The organism is Brevibacterium sp. UCMA 11754 (assembly GCF_021532275.1).
In the GTDB taxonomy this organism is placed as follows: Bacteria; Actinomycetota; Actinomycetes; order Actinomycetales; family Brevibacteriaceae; genus Brevibacterium.
On record NZ_JACBOT010000025.1, the window covers coordinates 120,050 to 139,095 of the forward strand.

The following is a 19,046-nucleotide window of genomic DNA, read 5'->3' on the forward strand; positions in this document are numbered from 1 at the left end:
TTCCACCTGAGTCCCCGGTGGAGCCGGGGCACCTAACCACTTCGACGTTCACGTTTACGAGGAGCCGAAGACGCGGAAAATGCCAGCTGTCGAACGATGAATGATATTGGATTTTCAACAAGACCGCTTGTTAATGAAACCTCGCGGCGAGTAACGTGATTACTATCTGCCCAATGGAGCGAGAAAGGCACTAGCCAATGCTTCAGAAGCACGTACACGGCCTCGCAATCAAGCTGCTTATGGCGTTCATGGTCGCTATTGGTCTGCTTGCATCAATCGCCGCCGCACGGGAGACCGAAGCCGTAAGTCCAATGTGTGGTGGCCAGTGAGCGCTGAATCAACGAGCGAAGTCGTTCGACGACTTCAGAAGGATGCTGATCAACGGCGCGCGTGGGTCGCAGAGTGGGCGCGCGGGGTGGAAGCCGGAGTTGAGCAGGCAGACTTCGATCGACTGTGGAGAAGCGTCCTCTCGCTCTGTGATCCACGTAATATCGTGGCGTGCAACCGGGTGCGCGTGGATCCCAGGCGTTCGGTAGTGCTTGCGTTGGTGTTCGATCCGCACCGGACGCGCAGCGAGATCCAAGAGCTCGATCTGGCGCACCACGTCTGTGTCCGGCGGTCGAAGTGGAACCGAGCGACACTGGACGATGCACACAGCCTTATCGAAGACCTCGGGGATCATAATGTGAAGGAGATACGTGAGTCGATCACCCCTACCGGGGATCTCCGATTCGACATAAAACTGACCTCGCCGCCGATAAGACAGACGATGACGCGAATAGCAGAATATCCTGATGGCTTGTTCGTCATTGAACAGCCTCATGATTTCGCGGATTAGGGCGTGACTCCCTTGTTGGCGAAGCCATGTCAAGGAGCTATGCTCTAGTCCTTTTCCAGGACCTTCAGCGCGGTCGCAGTGAAGATGCGGGCGGCGATCTCGACGCTGTCCTCGTCGATGAGCAAGTCACCCTGGTGAATGTCGTATGTCGTTCCCCCAGGGGTGCGGGTGCCCATACGGACGAGCGCCCCGGGGCAATGCGTGAGATACCAAGCGAAGTCTTCACCGCCCATGGACTGCGGGGTCAGCTGGACGGAGTTCTCGCCGAGTTCACCGCGAACGGCGGACTCGATGAGCGCGACCTGGTCTTCGGTGTTGACCACCGGCGGGACACCTCGGCGGTGATCGAGGTCGACGGTGACCCCGTACGGGCCGGCGATGCGCTCGACCAGCTCAGGGAGCACCTCGGCGACCTGGTTCCAGCCGTCGACGTCGAGGCAACGCAGAGTTCCGCGCAGAATCCCCTCGCTGGGCACCACATTGGCCGCGTGACCGGCGCTGATCTCGCCCCATACGAGGGAGATCGCGTGGCGCGGATCGATGAGACGGCCCAGCGTCGAAGGCAGGTCAGTGGCGAGTTTGCCCAACGCGTAGACAAGGTCTTCGGTCAGATGGGGCCGTGAGGTGTGCCCGCCGTGGCCTGAGAGACGGATGATGACGGTATCGCCGGCCGCGGTGATGGCTCCGATGCGCGAACCGATCCGACCGACGTCGACATTGGGGTCGCAGTGGACGGCGTAGACCTCGGGCACATCGTCGAGGACACCCTGGGAGATGACGCGCAGCGCCCCGCCGGGGGTGACTTCCTCGCCGGGCTGGAAGATGAGTCGCACCCGTCCGCCGAGCCCGCCGGGTCTGGATTCGTGGAGTCGCTGCAGGGCGATGGCTGCGCCGACGAGTCCGGTCAGGTGCACGTCGTGACCGCAGGCGTGTGCCACACCGGTCACCGTCGAGGCGAAGTCCTCGTCGATGAGGTCATCGATGGGCAACGCGTCGATGTCAGCTCGAAGCCCTAGGGCGATCGGACCCTCGCCGACTTCGCAGACGACGCCTGTGCCCTCGAGTCGCCGAGGTGACAGACCGGCCGCTTCAAGACGTCGGATGATCTTGTCCGTGGTGTCGAACTCCTGGAAGGACAGTTCCGGGTGCGCATGGATGTCGCGGCGGAAATCGATGAGCTCTGCACCGATCTCAGCAATTGTCGAGCTGATCACGTCTGGTCCTTCTGGGAGCGCGACGCCGCCTGGGCGCGGTTCGGATATCTGAGACATTGACTGCAATGCTAAGCATTCAGCGTCACATTTGGGCGCACTGCGACCAATTTCGACATACTCCGCCTGCGACTCCGGCCTGGGAGACCGGATACAGCACTTGCCTACAGCAGATCGTCGAGACCGCGCTCACCGGCGGCCGAGACTGCCTTCTTCACATCCTGGGCGTGGGAGCGGGAGGTGATCAGCAGGACGTCCTCGGTGTCGACGACGACGAGATCGTCGAGGCCGACGATCGCGACCGTGCGCGGCTTCTTGGACTCGGAGAAGACGACCCCTGAGGCGTCGATCTCGAGGAGGTCGCAGTTCTGACCGATCGAGATGACTCCCGCGGGCTCACCGGGCACCGGCTGGCGCAGGCGTGCCACGGAGTCGAAGTCGCCGACGTCGTCCCAGCCGAAGTCGCCGGGGATGACGATGACACGGCCGGCCGCGGCAGCGGGCTCGGCGACGACGTAATCGATGGCGCGCTTCTCCAGCCCGGGCCACACCTCGGCGAGCACCTCGGCCTGAGCATCGGAGCCCCACGCTTGCGCAATCCGAGACAGCCCCGCAAACAGAGTCGGATCCTCAGTTTCGAGGACCTCGAGGAGGGCGGAGGCCTTGGCAATGAACATGCCGGCGTTCCAGCGGTAGCGGCCGGAGTTGACGTAGGCGCGGGCCGTGCTCGCAGCCGGCTTCTCGGCGAAGGCCATGGCTCGCCGCGCAGTCGGTGCGCCGTCGAGGCCAAGCAGGTCACCGGTCTCGATGTAGCCATAGGCGGTGGCGGGGTTGCGGGGCATGATGCCGACGGTGACGATGTCACCGGTCTCGGCGGCAGCGCAGGCCTGGTCGATGACCAGCCGGAACTCGTCGACGTTGGTGATTGAATGGTCTGCGGAGAACGAGCCGACGATCGCGTCCGGGTCCTCCTGTGCGATGAGCATGGTCGCGAGACCGATCGCGGCTGCCGAATCCTTCGGCGACGGCTCGGCGAGGATCTTGTGCACCGCGATCTCGGGAAGCTGCTCGGCGACCTGATCACGGTGGCTCTCCCCCGTCACGACCCACACGTTCTCGGGTCCGACGAGGGGTGCGACACGATCCCAAGTTGACTGGATCAGGCTCCGGCCCGTACCCAACACGTCATGGAGGAACTTCGGCGATGCCTTGCGGGAGAGCGGCCAGAGCCGGGTTCCGGATCCGCCGGCGGGGATGATGGCGTGGAAGTGTGTGTTCACACCATCAGTGTCTCAAAGTTCGGGCACTCTCTGACCGATGTTGTCCGCCGTGTCGGGGTGAGGAGAACCGTAACCGGACTGGCTCAAACCCGGAAAGGATTCCGACTCACCAGGTCAGCCCGGCGGCCAGAATCATTAGCACATACAGCCGTGATGTAATTGAATTTCAACGCATCCGAGAATGACCGCTGTGAGGGAACTGCCAGGAACTTAATGTGATCCACCACGCTCAGGCGCAGCTCGACTGGCAACCAGGCGGCGTTCGGCGTAGTTTCTTGATGTACACAGTCGATTAATCCAAGATGGAGGATGCTCCGTGGCCAAAGCGTCTACGGGCACTCTGTACCGAGGAAATGAAGGAATGTGGTCCTGGGTCGCGCATCGCGTCACAGGCGTCGGAATCTTCTTCTTTCTGTTGGTCCACGTGCTCGATACTGCACTCGTTCGCGTCTCACCCGAGGCATATAACGCCGTGATCGGAACCTACAAGACTCCGGTCATGGCATTCGGTGAGATCGCACTCGTCGCCGCGATCGCATTCCATGCGTTCAACGGTCTTCGCGTCATTCTCGTCGACTTCTCGAAGAGCGGACCGAAAAATCAGAAGAAACTGTTCTGGGGAGTCATCATCGTATGGCTCATCATTATGATCGCCTTCATCCCCCGCCAGCTGATGCACACGTTCGGAGGATGACATGAGCACAACATCGATCCCGGCTCCGCGCACCGGCTACTCGCGCCACAAATCAACACGTTCGAAGTTCGAGATGTTCGCATGGCTGTTCATGCGCATCTCCGGCGTCGTCCTCATCATCCTCATCTTCGGTCACCTCTTCGTGAACCTGTGGGCCGGAGAAGGCGTCCAGGCCATCGACTTCGGGTTCGTGGCCGGCAAATGGGCCAGCCCGTTCTGGCAGATCTGGGATCTGCTGATGCTGTGGCTGGCAATGCTGCACGGCACCAACGGCCTGCGCACCATCATCATGGACTATGCCGAGAAGCCCGGCACCCGCATGGCTCTGCAGATGATCCTCTACATCGCTTCGGTCATCGTCATCGTGCTCGGCACGCTCGTCATCTTCACATTCGATCCCTGCCCGGCCGGAGCCGACCCAGCATTGCTGGCGTCGTTCTGCTCGGCCGCATAGAAGGAGAAACATGCAGGTACATCAATACGACGTCATCATCGTCGGTGCCGGTGGCGCCGGGATGCGTGCAGCGATCGAATCGGGCCAGCGTGCCCGGACCGCAGTCCTGACCAAGCTCTACCCCACGCGTTCGCACACCGGTGCGGCCCAGGGCGGCATGTGCGCCGCATTGGCGAATGTGGAAGAGGACAACTGGGAGTGGCACACCTTCGACACGGTCAAGGGCGGTGACTACCTCGTCGACCAGGATGCCGCCGAGGTCATGGCCAAGGAAGCCATCGATGCCGTCCTCGATCTCGAGAAGATGGGGCTGCCCTTCAACAGGACCCCCGAAGGCAAGATCGATCAGCGTCGCTTCGGTGGTCACACCCGTGACCACGGCAAGTCCCCGGTCCGTCGCTCCTGCTACGCAGCCGACCGCACCGGTCACATGATCCTCCAGACTCTGTACCAGAACTGCGTCAAGCACGGCGTCGAGTTCTACAACGAGTTCTACGTCCTCGACCTGGCCATGACCGAGGTCGACGGAGTCCGCCGTCCGGCGGGCGTCGTCGCCTACGAACTGGCCACCGGCGAGATCCACCTGTTCCAGGCCAAGTCGGTCGTCTTCGCAACCGGCGGCGTGGGCAAGGTCTTCAAGACCACCTCAAATGCACACACTCTGACCGGTGACGGCATGGCCGTGGCCTACAACCGGGGCATCCCGCTCGAGGACATGGAGTTCTTCCAGTTCCACCCGACCGGTCTGGCCGGTCTGGGCATCCTGCTCTCCGAGGCGGCTCGCGGTGAGGGTGCGATCCTGCGCAACTCCGACGGTGAGCGCTTCATGGAACGCTACGCCCCGACGATCAAGGACCTCGCTCCTCGTGACATCGTGGCCCGTTCCATGGCCAATGAGGTGCGCGAAGGCCGCGGCTGCGGTCCGAACAAGGACTACGTCCTGCTCGACCTCACCCACCTCGAGCCCGCGCACATCGATGCGAAGCTGCCCGACATCACCGAGTTCGCCCGCACCTACCTCGGTGTGGAGCCCTACACGGAGCCGGTGCCGGTCTTCCCGACCGCGCACTACGCCATGGGCGGCATTCCGACCAATGTCGGCGCCGAGGTGCTCGCGGACAATGACAACGTCATCCCCGGCCTCTACGCCGCTGGTGAGGTTGCCTGCGTGTCCGTGCACGGTTCGAACCGCCTGGGCACGAACTCGCTGCTCGACATCAACGTCTTCGGCAAGCGCGCCGGCATCGCCGCCGCGGAATATGCGAAGACTGCTGACTTCGTCGAGCTGCCGGAAGGCGCTGAGGGCGATACCGTCGCACTTCTCGAGAAGATGCGGACCTCCGACGGCACCGAACGCATCGGCGCCATTCGCAAGGATCTGCAGGAGCTCATGGACGCCAACGTCCAGGTCTTCCGCACTGACGAGACTCTGCGCGAAGCGCTTGATGAGATCGCGAAACTGCGTGAACGTTATAACAACGTCGGCATTCAGGACCGCGGCAAGCGCTTCAACCTCGACCTCCTCGAGGCCGTCGAGCTGAACTTCCTGCTCGAACTCGCCGAGGTCATCTCCGTCGCCGCCATCCACCGTAAGGAATCACGCGGTGGGCACTTCCGAGAGGACTTCCCGGATCGTGACGACGAAGGATTCATGCATCACACGATGACGTACCTCGATCCTGATTCCGAGACCGACGGCATCAAGGGCATGCGTCTGGAGACGAAGCCCGTCATCGTCACCCGTTACCAGCCGATGGAGCGTAAGTACTGATGAGCACCGATACCTCAACTGAAACCCCGGAGCCGGCCTCGAAGATCGACCTGCCCGACCATGTGGCAGGCGACAGCGGTTCGATCCCGTCGTTCGACTGCACCTTCCAGATCGCACGCTTCGATCCCGAACAGGACGAAGAGGCGCACTGGGAGGAGTACAAGGTCACCATGTACGGCACCGACCGTGTCCTGGACGCCCTGCACAAGATCAAGTGGGAGGAGGACGGCTCGCTGTCCTTCCGCCGTTCCTGTGCCCACGGCGTGTGCGGCTCCGATGCCATGCGCATCAACGGCCGTAACCGTCTGGCCTGCAAGACCCTGCTGAAGGATCTTGACACGTCCAAGACGATCACCGTCGAGGCGATCAAGGGTCTGCCTCTGGAGAAGGACCTCATCGTCGACATGGAGCCCTTCTTCCAGTCCTACCGTGAGGTCATGCCGTTCCTCATCACGTCCGGTCACGAGCCGACGCGTGAGCGTCTGCAGTCGGCCGAGCAGCGTGAGGCATTCGATGACACCACCAAGTGCATTCTCTGCGCCGCATGCACCTCGTCGTGCCCCGTGTTCTGGACCGATGGCCAGTACTTCGGCCCAGCTGCCATCGTCAACGCGCACCGTTTCATCTTCGATTCGCGTGACGAAGGCGGAGACATGCGCCTGGAGATCCTCAACGACAAGGAAGGCGTGTGGCGCTGCCGCACCACCTTCAACTGCACCGAGGCCTGCCCTCGTGGCATCGAAATAACCAAGGCCATCGCCGAGGTGAAGCAGGCAGTCCTGCAGCGCGCATTCTGATCTGAACATCTGAATCGCCGAGGCGGTCGTGCACTTTTCGTGCACGGCCGCCTTTCGCGTCCACGCGGTTGCATCACCTGTGCTGTATCGCACCGGGTTTCCTGACAGCTCTCAATTCTCCACGGTCGTAGACTGGTGCGCATGCGTTCTCACCATCCTTCTTCTCTGACGCGTGCTGCGGCCCTCCCCCGTTCACTTCCCTCAGGACTTCGTCTCATCGTCAGCGCCGTACTCGCATTGCTGCTGATCGGGGCGCAGTTGGTCCTCTCCCCCGGCGCCTCGCACGGTTTGGGCCAACCGGGTGAGAAGCAGGAGAAGGTCTACGAATCGCCGGCCGACCTCGGCGATGGAGCGAAGCCGCCGCAGCCGGTGGGCACGTCGTGGCTGGTGGGAGACCTCGACACGGGAGAAGTTCAGGCGGCGCACGATATCGACAAGAAGCACGCACCTGCCTCGACGATCAAGCTCCTGACCGCTCTGGCTCTTGTCGACGTGCTCGACGATCCCAAACAGAAGGTCGAGGCAGAGTTCGAGGACATGGAGATCGACGGCACCAAGGTCGGTCTCATGCAGAAGAACGAATACACCGTCGATCTGCTCTTCCACGCGATGCTGATGTCGAGTGCCAATGATGCCGCGAACGCCCTCGGTCGGGCCGCCGGCGGCCAGGAAAAGGCCGTGGCACTCATGAACAAGAAGGCCGAAGAGCTGGGGATGACGAACACTCACGCAGCCAACACCTCAGGCCTCGACGACCCGAAACAGCACATGACGGCCTCAGACATGATGAAGCTGGCGTGGGCGGTGTGTGAGAACGACTACCTGATGGACGTCATCAGCACCGAGACGTACAAATTCCCGGGTGGCAAGAACCCGGATACCAAGGAGAAGTTCAAGGGCTACGAAATTCAGAACCACACGAAGATCGTCGGCCAGGTCGACGGCGGGTTGGGCCTGAAGAACGGATTCACCCGCCAAGCCAAGGGTGCCTATATCGCCGTTGCCGAACGCGACGGCCACCGTGTGGTTTCGACGATGCTCGGCATCGACAACAACTCCCGCCAAGCCGCGGTCGACCTGCTCGAATGGGACTTCGCCCAGAATGACCCGAAGTCTCTTCAGACAGTCCCTGTCGGCGAGTCGATGACGCCGAGTGCCGATGCGACTGCTTCGGAGAGCGGCAGTGATGCCGGCGGCGCCGACGCCGCTTCGGTCGGGACCGAGATGGACTCAGGCGATGGTGCAGAGGCGACTGAGTCCAAGGCCTCGGCGAAGATCCTCGGCGTCTCGGATGAAACGCTGCTCCCCGTCGGAATGCTGGTCGTCGCGGCTGCGCTTCTGATCACCGCGCTCATCATCTTGCTGAGTCTGCGTCGGGGCAAGACCTTCCGCTGATCAACCGCTGTTTTGACTTATCGTTTCCTATGCGGTTAAACTGATGTCTTGCGTTCGGAGTCGTCCGGCTTCATTGAACCATCTGATCCGCTGAGCACGATGACACGTCGCTCATGAGCGAGTAATCAGATCCAGGTTCGACATTGCAAATGATTCGCCACGGACACTGTCTCACTTCGAATCGCAGATCCCCCACCGTGAAGGATCAACCCACACCACGGTGACATTTCAGCAGGCCAGCATCCGATTCGCTCCGGTACTCGGCCAGCACCTCGGCGACTGCCCCGTCGCCACCACGAAAACAATGAGAACGATATGCGTTGATGCATGCCGTTCGACGAAGTAGCTAAGAAAGGAGGGAACGATGACTCAGTTCCCACAGTGGGTCCAGCGTGCCATTGAGCATGCAGGACTGATTGATCCTAAGATCAGCACCCGCAACGGCAAAGTCACGATCAGTGACATGACCGGCCGCGTCGTGCTGTTCACCGGTTCATCGCTGCGTGAGATCACGCCGCTGGCGGCCTGAACACCGCCGTCTGTCAGGTTTTCCTTCGCACTGCTGGGTTTTAAGCAGAGCGAGAACCACGACAGTCTGAGCTCTGCCCGACATTTCGCAGGTTTCATCTGCAGGAATGTCGGGCATTTTCATTCCCCGCCGACTGCTCCTCACCCATGCCGGTCACGTACCATATATGCCTTGTAGGGTGATAACTCCATGCACTCTGTCCGAAAGGACGCCCATTGCAGCAGAACTCGCGACACCAGCTATCGCTTCTGGCCAGACGCCCCGACGTCGTCACCGACATTCTGCAGGTCGTCAAGACTGTGATCGCGGCCACCGGCGCTTGGTGGCTGTCTGATAATGTCCTGAACTCCCAGATGCCGTTCCTGGCTCCGTGGGCGGCGCTGCTGACAGTCCATGCCACAGTCCACCGCTCGCTGTCTCGCGGAGCGCAGTCGACGATCGCCTCAACCCTCGGTGTTGCCTTGTCCTTCGTCATCGGCAACTACCTGGGGGTGAGCGTCTGGACTTTTGCTCTCGCGCTCCTGGTCGGCCTCGCTGCTGCGCGGCTGCCGTGGATCCGCGATGAAGGTATTGCGATTGCAACAACTGGAATCTTCGTCCTCGGCAGCGGCTTCGACAGTCAGCAACCCTTTCTCGGCGAGCGGATCTTGGAGCTCTGCATAGGCGTCGCCGTCGGCATCGTCGTCAACCTTCTGGTGATTCCGCCTCTGCGGGATCAGCAGGCAGCACGGTACGTCGACAGCATCAACCGGCGCATGGGTGACATGTTGGTCGACATGGCAGATGAACTGGATGACGGCTGGGAGACCGCCGAAGCCGATGGTTGGTTCAAGGAGACCGAATCGATGAGCCACGAGTTGAACTCGGCATGGCAGTCGGTCAGATTCGCGCGTGAGAGCCAAAAGGCGAATCCACGTGATCGCCTTCGCCGCAAGCGCATTCCATCGGGCGAAGCTCAGGACTCCCAAACGTCTTCTGAAGATGCCAGCTACGAGAACATCCTGCAGCGCGTGGATGAAGGCATCTCCCATTTGCGCCATCTGACGCGAACTCTGCGCGAAGGGTCTTATGAGAACGGCCAATGGGACACGCGGTTCCGTGAGCAATGGACCTCCGTCGTCCGGGATGCGGGACGGGCGATCGCCGACCCCGACGCGGAGGTCGAACCGATCTACCAGCGGCTCGAAGAGCTGTCTGTGAGAATGGCTGAGGACAAAGGGCTCCCGGAGCGTTCTTGGCCCCTCTATGGGTCGCTGATCGCAAGCATGCAGCATATCGCTGTCATCGTCGACGACGTCGCCTCGGCACGATCGGCTCGCGAATCTGGCTGACGCCCTTGAGCTGACCGCTTCGAGGAGCCACACATGTCGGGCGAGCATGCCGACAAGAGGATCGATAGTTTCACCTGGATCGCACGGGGAAGCTCGCGTGGCGAAAACTGGATCTACCTTCTGGCTACTCGTTGCTCTAGTCTCTCACCCCATCAGTGTGATCCTCATTGCGACTGACCGACGCACTGTTGCCGTAACAGCGGATGTCCTGCCGTCGACTCGGTGAAAGTCGTCCAGAACATGCTCGGACACAATCAAGAGGACGTCTCCTTGAATCTGCACGCCGACTTGTTGGACACATAGGTCGACGATGTAGGTTGGCGAGTCGACGAAGCCCGAAGTTGGCTGTGCCTAGAATCGGAGACAGAAACATCCGGTAAGTGAATACACGAAAGCGGCCTACCCAAGGATATTGACTCGGGTAGGCCGTTGACCTTGTGTTTCAGAAGTCCCAGTCGTCGTCTTCCGTGTTCTCGGCCTTGCCGATGACATAGGAGGAGCCGGACCCGGAGAAGAAGTCGTGGTTCGTTCTTGCTTCCTGGTCAGGGGGCCGACCGTTGAATTCTAGGCGGAGTTTGCGGGTTTCCACCTGGGTCTACTGGGGATGATCGTGGGCAAGATTTGGGCAAATTCTGGGCACTCGCTTCCCTTCCCACCGCACATCGTCCGGATGCAACCACATCGCGACAGTCTTCTGTTGCTCGCCAAGGGAGTACTCACGGCCACAGCCGCATGGTTCACCGCCAACGACCCCCTGGGAGAACCCTCGCCAACTGTACTTCCCCGCAACGACGCTTGAGAGTAGTGTGAATTCATGTTGAACGACTCCCACGACTCCATGGAGAGAAATCGGGACGACCCTATTCCCGAAGGATTGAAGCTCGGAGCTCGTTTCACCGGCTACCTACTGGTCATCGTCGCGGGGATCACCGTTGCGGGATTCCTGGCATTGCAAATGGCAGAAATCGTCATCCCCTTTCTGGCGGGACTGATACTTTCGGCCCTCCTGGTCCCATTGTCGTCGTTCCTGCAGCGGCATCGGTGGCCAAAATGGCTGGCCGTGGTCACCGTCTGGGTCGTCGTCCTCGGCCTGCTGGCCGGACTCGTCCTCCTCATCACCTTCCAGATCAGAAGCGAGATCCCTGCGATCCAGAAACAGGTGGCGACGTCTCTGGACGCGACGAAGCAGTTCCTGGCGACGCAGCCGCTCGGGCTGACCGAAGCCAAGCTCAACGACCTCGTCACCTCCTCGGGGCAGTGGTTGCAAGACAATGCTGCCGGACTCGGCTCAGGTGCCGCCGAAGTCGGCACTACAGCGGCTCACATCGTCGAAGGCGTCATCATCGTCTTGTTCGTGACGCTATTCGCATTGATCGACGGGAAAGGAATCTGGACCTGGGCAGTACAGATATGGCCCCGGAAGTCCCATCAGCGAATCATTGCAGCTGGAGACGCCGGCTGGAAGACCCTGTCGAGCTTCATTCGAATCCAACTCGTCGTCGCCGCCACCGATGCGGTCGGAATCGGCCTCGGTGCGCTGATTCTAGGAGTGCCGCTGGCCGTACCGATCGCGACCGTTGTGTTTTTAGGAGCGTTCGTCCCGTTTGTCGGAGCGATCATCGGCGGAGCGTTCGCGGTAGGTCTCTCACTCCTGTTTAACGGATGGATCCACGCCGTCATCATGCTTGGCATCGTGATCCTCGTTCAACAAATCGAAAGCCACGTTCTTCAGCCCTGGTTGACCGGCTCACGAGTCAAAATTCACCCCTTAGCAGTGATCCTGGGCGTCACCGCGGGGGCTGCCCTTGCGGGCATTGCTGGGGCATTCTTCGCTGTTCCTGTCATCGCTACTCTCAATTCAATGTTCAGAGCCGCGAAGAATCCGCTTACCGATCAGTCAGCGGCGAGTGCCCATCACACGGTCAGCGATGCTGAAATGACCAACGACAGCGCAGGGAACGATCTCGAGCCGAACGAAGACCGGTGAAGTCTGAGCCGATAACTCCGGGTTCACTTCCCTTCCACCACACGTCATCCGGGTGCAACCACACCCCGAGCGTCGAGCATCAGCGGTCCTTGAGCTCAACGAAGATCGCACCGTCGAAGCCCTGTCGGGTCGCCACGCCGTCGACGCCCTCCACGCCGTCACGCTCCCACTCGATGCGGGCACGCACTGGCATGGGTGGTCGGTCCTGGTACGAGCCGCGGGCGCCGGCAGTGTTGCGGATCTGCTGCCAGTAACGCCAGGTGGCTGTGCCGTAGTCCTCGGTCATGGGTCGATCATGCACTTAGGTGCGGACATTAGAATCCAATGTCTCCCAATGTCATCCATATGGGGGCGCTGGCCGTGTGCTTCTGCTCGTAGTGAGGCGGCATATCGGTGCCAGAAGACGTGTTCCATGTCCTCCACCTATGCACCTCCATCCAGCCTCCGTTATGGAACGGGCTGGCGTAGAAGAACATGATCTGTGCATCATCCACATTCCAGTCTTCCAGCCTACCGAGCGGAACGGAGACGGAAGACTTCGCCCCACATTGCCGCCTCGGTGGGTGTCAACGAATCGACGTTGGGCAAGTGGTTCAGGGAATGGGGTGTGCGGCCGGCGGCCGGTAAGCACGGTCGGTCGTTGGCGCCGAACCGTTGGAAGCGGTGGACGCGGGAAGATGCTGTGGTCGCGTAGACGCGCACGGACCTGCCAATCGCTGAGCTTGCTGCGATGCTCGGACGCTCATACACTGCCGTGGCCGGGTTCGTCCGCAGCTACCGGCAACGATCGAGCGACCCATACGGAATCAAGTAGGAACGACTCCAGGCGACAGCTTCCACTTTGGCGGTACACTCCAATCCCGACGCCGATCAGCATTGAAGGCTAAGTCTCATGGCTATTCCACGTGATCTGGTCAAACTAACTATTGCTCTCACTGTCGCAGTGGCGGTGGCGGCTGGAATCACCACCATTGTCACTTGGTTCCGATCGCATAGGATCGAGGAATCGAACGGGCACCACCTTGGGACCACACGGTTGGCCCCTCCAACGTCGCCGAGTAGTCCTCACGACGTGCTGAAAAGCACAGGGGCACCCGGTATAGTTGGTAACCTATTTAACTGCAGGGGCGAATCATGGAACTGATTCAGAACAACCGAGAAGAATGCACTCTCCGCAACGATGACGGCGCTGTCGCATATCACGTTGAAATCAGCGGAGACGTGAACAGAGACATCAACGTGCCCGAGGTTGAACCAAGCCAAGAGGTACAGTTCGAGCTCGCCCCACCCTCCCGACGGCGCACGGGACAGTTGCGAGTTACCTGGGAGACTCACCTGGGTGAGAAGCAAGTGCTCACTCAGCATCTTCACTGAGCACACAGCACGGCCTCGACACCACTGTGATGGTGGGTCAGAAAATAGTGCAAGGCACTACAAGCAACGATCCAGGTAGAGCTCAAATCTCGTACTTACGTGCGATGTGAGTCTGTAAAACAAGATCTATTGTTGTTTTCGCCACGTAACCTCACGAAAGGTATCAGCGATGAACAGCAAATGATTCAAGCTCAACGGCACTACCCGAAAAATGACCGCCATCGCACTTTCAGCAGCACTCCTCGCAGGATCCACTGCCGTCGTGACAACGGCAGACCCTGCTACCGCGGCCTGCAAAGGCAGCAACGCTCGCAAGGCAGTGGGGGCCGGCGGGGGTGGAATGAACCCCGTTGACAAATACGAGGTCAAAATGGACTCATGCGCGGCCAGCAAGCTTGTCGACGGATTCGACGATGCTACTAGCGCCTCGGGTCTCATCGACGTCTTGGGAGCGAAGTGGTGGCCGGTGTCATTTTCCACGGCGCCTATCATCGCCTGGGCATGGAAGAACAAGACCGCAGTGAGGACCTGTGAAAAGTCCGGGAAGGGAATCAAGTTCACTGAGTCGAACGGTATGATCACGAACTGCAAGTCACAATGATCCCCTAGCTCAGTGTTCGAGCGCGTTCCAGACCATCGACAGCCAGAGGTGGACGACTAAAATGAGTCCACAACGTAAGGCATCGATAGTCCGATGGATCCTTGTGGGAATAGGCGCGCTGATAGTCTGCGCGCTAATCTTCGCCCGGTCGCAAGGCGTGATCAGCTTTGGAGCTCAGGTAATCAGCACTTTGATTTTGATTGCTGCCATCACAGCTGCTGGCATTTGGGTTGGATGCGCAGGACGCACACAGAATCATTCCAGATCCAATAGCTAAGATCTTTGAACACGAAACAGCCTCGGCCTCACATCGCGGTGGGCCGGGGCCTTCGTGTTTCCGAGGTCAGTGCCGGGGCTCGTACCCCCCGGGCGGAGCCGTGTCGTCGAGTTCACATCTACCCGGAGTTCGGCGCCCTCGCCGTCATTCGCGTACAACGGTCCCAAGTCCGCCATTGGGTGTCTGCGCTGTCGGAGAAGCGGAAGGCTCGCACCGTCCGACGGACGCACTATGTCCTGCAGGCGGTCCTGCAAATCGCAGTTGACGATTACCGGATCTCCCGTAATCCAGCCAGCGGGATCTAGAACCTTCCCACACTGTCGCACCGGAAGAACGTATACCTCACCTATGAGCAGGTCGAGAAGGTGGCGCGAGCGGCCGATGAGCATCACTTGAAGCAAACACAGCGTGGCCGGTATAGTTTCGTCGTCTATATCGCCGCCTACATGGGATTACGGTGGAGTGAGATCGCTACCCTGCGCCCGGACGATGTTGACCTCAAAGCTCGCCGTGTGAGGATCCGCACCGAGGAGTCGAAAAACGGCCGTGAGCGGTCTGTGGGATATCCGCGGTTCATGCATGATCGGTTCCGGGCGCTTACTTTGAAAGCAGACCCGGACGGACTGTTGATGCCGGATCTTGCTGAGCCGAAAAATCAGGAGTCGTGGTTCCTCACGGTGCGGCGGAAAGCGGGGCTCAATGAGGGTTTTGTGTTCCACGACCTGCGGCCTCGTTCGCCGTGTCCGCCGGCGCCTCGGTGAAGCTGGTTCAGAACATGCTCGGGCACTCGTCGGCGGCCATGACGTTGGATGTGTATTCGGATCTGTTCGACACGGACGTGGATGCTGTTGCCGAAAGGATTGATGCAGCTCGCAGTGCGCGGCTCGCGTGAAGCCTTCACCATAGATAGAGTGGCCGTGAGAACGAAGTGCAAATTCGTTCTCACGCCCGGATGGGGATCCTGCAGACGGATCAGTACTTACTTCTTCTTGGGCTTATGAACGACGGTCGTCCGCGGATTGCGGGCGGCCGTCGACATCTTCACAAAGCGTCCAGTGATAGCACTGCGCGCATGTCCTTTCTTAGCCAATCACAATTCACCTCCCCTCGAGCTGAAATGTGGGCAAAAGTTGGGCAGACCGTTCTCGCCCAGCCCAAGTCTTCGCATACAGTGCGAGCCTGCCTACCTCTCAAACCGAGGCGAGCAGGCCCGTCACCAGCAGTTTCAGAAGTCCCAGTCGTCGTCTTCCGTGTTCTCGGCCTTGCCGATGACGTAGGAGGATCCGGATCCGGAGAAGAAGTCGTGATTCTCGTCGCTGTTGGGCGAGAGAGCCGCGAGGATCGCGGGGTTGACCTCGGTGACCTCCTTCGGGAACATCGCTTCGTACCCGAGGTTCATCAGGGCCTTGTTGGCGTTGTAGTGGAGGAACATCTTGCAGTCCTCAGCCAGACCCACCGAGTCGTAGAGGTCATGAGTGTAAGCGACCTCGTTCTCGTAGAGCTCGAACATGAGGTTCATTGTGTAGTCCTTGAGCTCCTGCTTGCGCTCTTCAGACTGTGACTCCAGGCCCTTCTGGTACTTGTAGCCGATGTAGTAGCCGTGAACAGCCTCGTCGCGGATGATGAGGCGGATGAGGTCCGCGGTGTTCGTCAGCTTCGCATGTGCAGACCAGTACATGGGCAGGTAGAAGCCCGAGTAGAAGAGGAAAGATTCCAGCAGTGTTGAGGCAACCTTGCGCTTGAGCGGGTCATCGCCTCGGTAGTAGCTGAGGATGATGTCAGCCTTGGACTGCAGGTAGGTGTTCTCCCGCGACCAACGGAACGCCTCGTCGATCTCCTTCGTCGAGCACAGGGTCGAGAAGATCGAAGAATATGACTTCGCATGCACGCTCTCCATGAACGCGATGTTCGTCATCACTGCTTCCTCATGCGGTGTGACCGCATCGGGAATCAAGGAGATCGCACCCACGGTGCCCTGAATGGTATCGAGCAGTGTCAGACCGGTGAAGACGCGCATCGTCAGCGTCTTCTCCTCCTCCGTGAGTGTCGCCCACGAGGGGATGTCGTTGCTCAGCGGCACCTTCTCAGGCAGCCAGAAGTTTCCGGTGAGGCGATCCCAGACGTCATCATCGACGGGATCGATGACACGGTTCCAGTTGATGGCGTCGACATGCGACGCCAAAGTCAGGTTCTCCAACGTTTCCATCTCTCTTCCAAGTTGCAGGTACGTCGTGCGTACGTGTGGTCTGCTCAGCAGACTGAGAATGCTTTCTGCCCGGTTTCGCGAGTTGTGCGAACTTCAGGTCCGCACAACTCGCGGAATCTGGGTCATGGGTTCAGCGGGCCGGTTCACACCGACCCGCTGAACTCATCGGTCACAGCATGCAGGATACGCAGCCATCGACCTCGGTGCCCTCCAGCGCGAGCTGGCGCAACCGGATGTAGTAGATGGTCTTGATGCCCTTGCGCCACGCGTAGATCTGCGCCTTGTTGATGTCACGAGTCGTCGCGGTGTCCATGAAGAACAAGGTCAGCGACAGCCCCTGGTCCACGTGCTTCGTGGCCTCGGCGTAGGTGTCGATGATCTTCTCATAGCCGATCTCGTAGGCATCCTGGTAGTACTTGAGGTTGTTATTGTCCATGAAGGGCGCCGGGTAGTACACACGCCCGATCTTGCCCTCCTTGCGAATCTCGACCTTCGAGGCCACAGGGTGGATCGACGACGTCGAGTTGTTGATGTAGGAGATCGATCCGGTAGGTGGAACGGCCTGCAGGTTCTGGTTGTAGATGCCGTGCTCGGCAACTGCGGCCTTGAGCTCACGCCAATCATCCTGAGTAGGGATATGCACGCCGGCTTCGGTGAACATCTCGGCCACACGCTGGGTGCGTGGTTCCCACGCTTCCTCGGTGTACTTGTCGAAGTATTCACCGGTTGCGTACTTCGACCTCTCAAATCCGGCGAAGGCGGCTTTACGTTCCTTCGCGATCTCCATCGACGCCCGCACACAGTGGTAGGCGACGGTGTAGAAATACATGTTCGTGAAGTCGAGGCCCTCATCCGAACCGTAGTAGATGTGCTCCCGGGCAAGGTAGCCGTGAAGGTTCATCTGACCGAGTCCGATGGCATGCGACATGTCATTGCCGCGAGCGATCGAAGGAACCGACTGGATGTCAGAGGTCTCAGCGACAGCGGTCAGTCCGCGGATCGCGGTCTCGATTGTCCGCCCGAAGTTCTGGGAATCCATCGTCAGTGCGATGTTGAGGGAACCGAGGTTGCAGGAGATGTCCTTGCCGACGACGTCGTATCCGAGATCGGAGTCGTACTTGCTGGGCTCGGAGACCTGAAGGATCTCCGAACACAGGTTCGACATGATGATCTTGCCGTCGATCGGGTTCGCCTTGTTCACCGTGTCTTCGAACATGACATAGGGGTAACCGGACTCGAACTGGATCTCTGCCAAGGTCTGGAAGAACTCGCGTGCGTTGATCTTGTTCTTCTTGATGGCTGCGTTGTCGACCATCTCCTCGTACTTCTCTGTCACGTTGACGTCAGAGAAGGGCATGCCGTAGACGCGCTCGACATCGTAGGGGCTGAAGAGGTACATGTCCTCGTTGCGCTTGGCCAATTCAAACGTGATGTCCGGAATGACCACGCCCAATGACAGAGTCTTGATCCGGATCTTCTCATCGGCGTTCTCGCGCTTGGTGTCGAGGAACTTGTAGATGTCGGGGTGGTGAGCGTGCAGGTACACAGCTCCGGCGCCCTGTCGTGCACCCAGCTGGTTGGCGTAGGAGAAGGAGTCTTCGAGCAGCTTCATGACGGGGATGACACCCGAGGACTGGTTCTCGATCTTCTTGATCGGTGCACCGGACTCGCGGATATTGGTCAGGGCAAAGGCCACGCCGCCGCCGCGCTTCGACAGCTGCAGTGCGGAGTTGATGGAGCGGCCGATGGACTCCATATTGTCTTCGATGCGCAGCAGGAAGCAGGAGACGAGCTCGCCGCGCTGCTTCTTGCCCGCGTTGAGGAAAGTCGGGGTGGCCGGCTGGAAGCGGCCGTGGATGATCTCGTCAACGAGCTGCTTAGCCAGAATCTCGTCGCCGCGAGCGAGGAACAGTGCGACCATGACGACGCGATCTTCGAAGCGTTCGAGGTAGCGCTTTCCGTCGAAGGTCTTCAGCGTGTAGGAGGTGTAGAACTTGAAAGCACCGAGGAAGGTCTGGAACCGGAACTTAGCCGAATAGGCGTGCTTCGAAAGCTCCTCGATGAAGTTGAAGGAGTACTGATCGAGGACTTCGGGCTCGTAGTATTCCTTCTCGACGAGGTAGTCGAGCTTCTCCTTGAGGTCGTGGAAGAAGACGGTGTTGTTGTTGACATGCTGCAGGAAGTACTGCCTGGCAGCCTGTTTGTCACGCTCGAACTGGATGCGACCGTCCTGGTCATACAGATTCAGCATGGCGTTGAGCGCATGGTAGTCAAGATCCGTCTCTTCGCGGATGATGTCTT

General features: G+C 59.9%; 17 protein-coding genes. 11 read left to right on the forward strand and 6 right to left on the reverse strand.

What is annotated here, in order from left to right:
* The first annotated feature begins 325 nt into the window (after positions 1-325).
* Positions 326-838 carry a hypothetical protein gene (locus HX613_RS14270; protein ID WP_235345923.1) on the forward strand — a complete coding sequence of 171 codons (513 nt, stop codon included), beginning with the start codon at positions 326-328 and terminating at the stop codon, positions 836-838.
* 44 nt (positions 839-882) lie between these two features.
* Here HX613_RS14270 and HX613_RS14275 read toward each other — a convergent pair whose 3' ends face one another.
* Together HX613_RS14275 and HX613_RS14280 are read right to left on the reverse strand one after the other, a co-directional pair.
* Positions 883-2,052 (reverse strand): amidohydrolase, encoded by a 1,170-nt coding sequence (locus HX613_RS14275; protein ID WP_235345924.1) that lies wholly within the window; start codon positions 2,050-2,052, stop codon positions 883-885.
* Positions 2,053-2,213: 161 nt separating this feature from the next.
* Positions 2,214-3,329, reverse strand: coding sequence for a mannose-1-phosphate guanylyltransferase (locus tag HX613_RS14280; protein ID WP_235345925.1), 1,116 nt, complete (start codon positions 3,327-3,329; stop codon positions 2,214-2,216).
* Between the two features lie 316 nt (positions 3,330-3,645).
* Between HX613_RS14280 and sdhC the strand changes: the two genes are divergently transcribed.
* From sdhC to HX613_RS14315, 7 genes are all read left to right on the forward strand, one after another.
* Positions 3,646-4,023, forward strand: coding sequence for a succinate dehydrogenase, cytochrome b556 subunit (sdhC, locus tag HX613_RS14285; RefSeq protein WP_235345926.1), 378 nt, complete (start codon positions 3,646-3,648; stop codon positions 4,021-4,023).
* Between the two features lies 1 nt (position 4,024).
* Positions 4,025-4,477, forward strand: coding sequence for a succinate dehydrogenase hydrophobic membrane anchor subunit (locus HX613_RS14290; protein ID WP_235345927.1), 453 nt, complete (start codon positions 4,025-4,027; stop codon positions 4,475-4,477).
* A gap of 10 nt (positions 4,478-4,487) precedes the next feature.
* A complete protein-coding gene (sdhA, locus tag HX613_RS14295) occupies positions 4,488-6,248 on the forward strand; it encodes a succinate dehydrogenase flavoprotein subunit (protein WP_143924169.1) in 1,761 nt (586 codons plus the stop codon).
* Entirely contained in the window at positions 6,248-7,045 is a 798-nt protein-coding gene (locus HX613_RS14300; RefSeq protein WP_096157341.1) for a succinate dehydrogenase iron-sulfur subunit, read from the forward strand. Before sdhA ends, HX613_RS14300 begins: the two co-directional genes overlap by 1 nt.
* A 141-nt stretch (positions 7,046-7,186) precedes the next feature.
* Positions 7,187-8,440, forward strand: a complete 1,254-nt coding sequence (locus tag HX613_RS14305) for a D-alanyl-D-alanine carboxypeptidase family protein (protein WP_235345928.1) — start codon at positions 7,187-7,189, stop codon at positions 8,438-8,440.
* A gap of 364 nt (positions 8,441-8,804) precedes the next feature.
* Positions 8,805-8,969 carry a hypothetical protein gene (locus HX613_RS14310; protein WP_198396930.1) on the forward strand — a complete coding sequence of 55 codons (165 nt, stop codon included), beginning with the start codon at positions 8,805-8,807 and terminating at the stop codon, positions 8,967-8,969.
* Between the two features lie 215 nt (positions 8,970-9,184).
* Positions 9,185-10,300 (forward strand): FUSC family protein, encoded by a 1,116-nt coding sequence (locus HX613_RS14315; RefSeq protein WP_235345929.1) that lies wholly within the window; start codon positions 9,185-9,187, stop codon positions 10,298-10,300.
* A 442-nt stretch (positions 10,301-10,742) separates the two neighbouring features.
* On the opposite strand, the gene HX613_RS14320 is transcribed toward HX613_RS14315, so the two are convergent.
* Positions 10,743-10,889 carry a hypothetical protein gene (locus HX613_RS14320; RefSeq protein WP_235346013.1) on the reverse strand — a complete coding sequence of 49 codons (147 nt, stop codon included), beginning with the start codon at positions 10,887-10,889 and terminating at the stop codon, positions 10,743-10,745.
* A 225-nt stretch (positions 10,890-11,114) separates the two neighbouring features.
* Between HX613_RS14320 and HX613_RS14325 the strand changes: the two genes are divergently transcribed.
* Positions 11,115-12,287, forward strand: coding sequence for an AI-2E family transporter (locus HX613_RS14325; protein WP_235345930.1), 1,173 nt, complete (start codon positions 11,115-11,117; stop codon positions 12,285-12,287).
* Positions 12,288-12,366: 79 nt separating this feature from the next.
* On the opposite strand, the gene HX613_RS14330 is transcribed toward HX613_RS14325, so the two are convergent.
* Complete coding sequence (locus HX613_RS14330) at positions 12,367-12,573, reverse strand: hypothetical protein (protein WP_235345931.1); 207 nt, start codon at positions 12,571-12,573, stop codon at positions 12,367-12,369.
* A gap of 1,350 nt (positions 12,574-13,923) precedes the next feature.
* Here HX613_RS14330 and HX613_RS14335 point away from each other — a divergent pair.
* Together HX613_RS14335 and HX613_RS14340 are read left to right on the forward strand one after the other, a co-directional pair.
* Positions 13,924-14,262, forward strand: a complete 339-nt coding sequence (locus tag HX613_RS14335; protein WP_235345932.1) for a hypothetical protein — start codon at positions 13,924-13,926, stop codon at positions 14,260-14,262.
* Positions 14,263-14,931: 669 nt separating this feature from the next.
* The gene (locus tag HX613_RS14340) at positions 14,932-15,300 is read left to right on the forward strand and encodes a tyrosine-type recombinase/integrase (RefSeq protein WP_235345933.1); all 369 of its coding nucleotides are present in this window, start codon (positions 14,932-14,934) and stop codon (positions 15,298-15,300) included.
* 464 nt (positions 15,301-15,764) lie between these two features.
* Here the strand turns inward: HX613_RS14340 and nrdF are convergent, their stop codons facing one another.
* Together nrdF and nrdE are read right to left on the reverse strand one after the other, a co-directional pair.
* Positions 15,765-16,745 (reverse strand): class 1b ribonucleoside-diphosphate reductase subunit beta, encoded by a 981-nt coding sequence (gene nrdF / locus HX613_RS14345; RefSeq protein ID WP_198396928.1) that lies wholly within the window; start codon positions 16,743-16,745, stop codon positions 15,765-15,767.
* Positions 16,746-16,914: 169 nt separating this feature from the next.
* Positions 16,915-19,041 (reverse strand): class 1b ribonucleoside-diphosphate reductase subunit alpha, encoded by a 2,127-nt coding sequence (gene nrdE / locus HX613_RS14350; RefSeq protein ID WP_235346011.1) that lies wholly within the window; start codon positions 19,039-19,041, stop codon positions 16,915-16,917.
* Between the last annotated feature and the right edge of the window lie 5 nt (positions 19,042-19,046).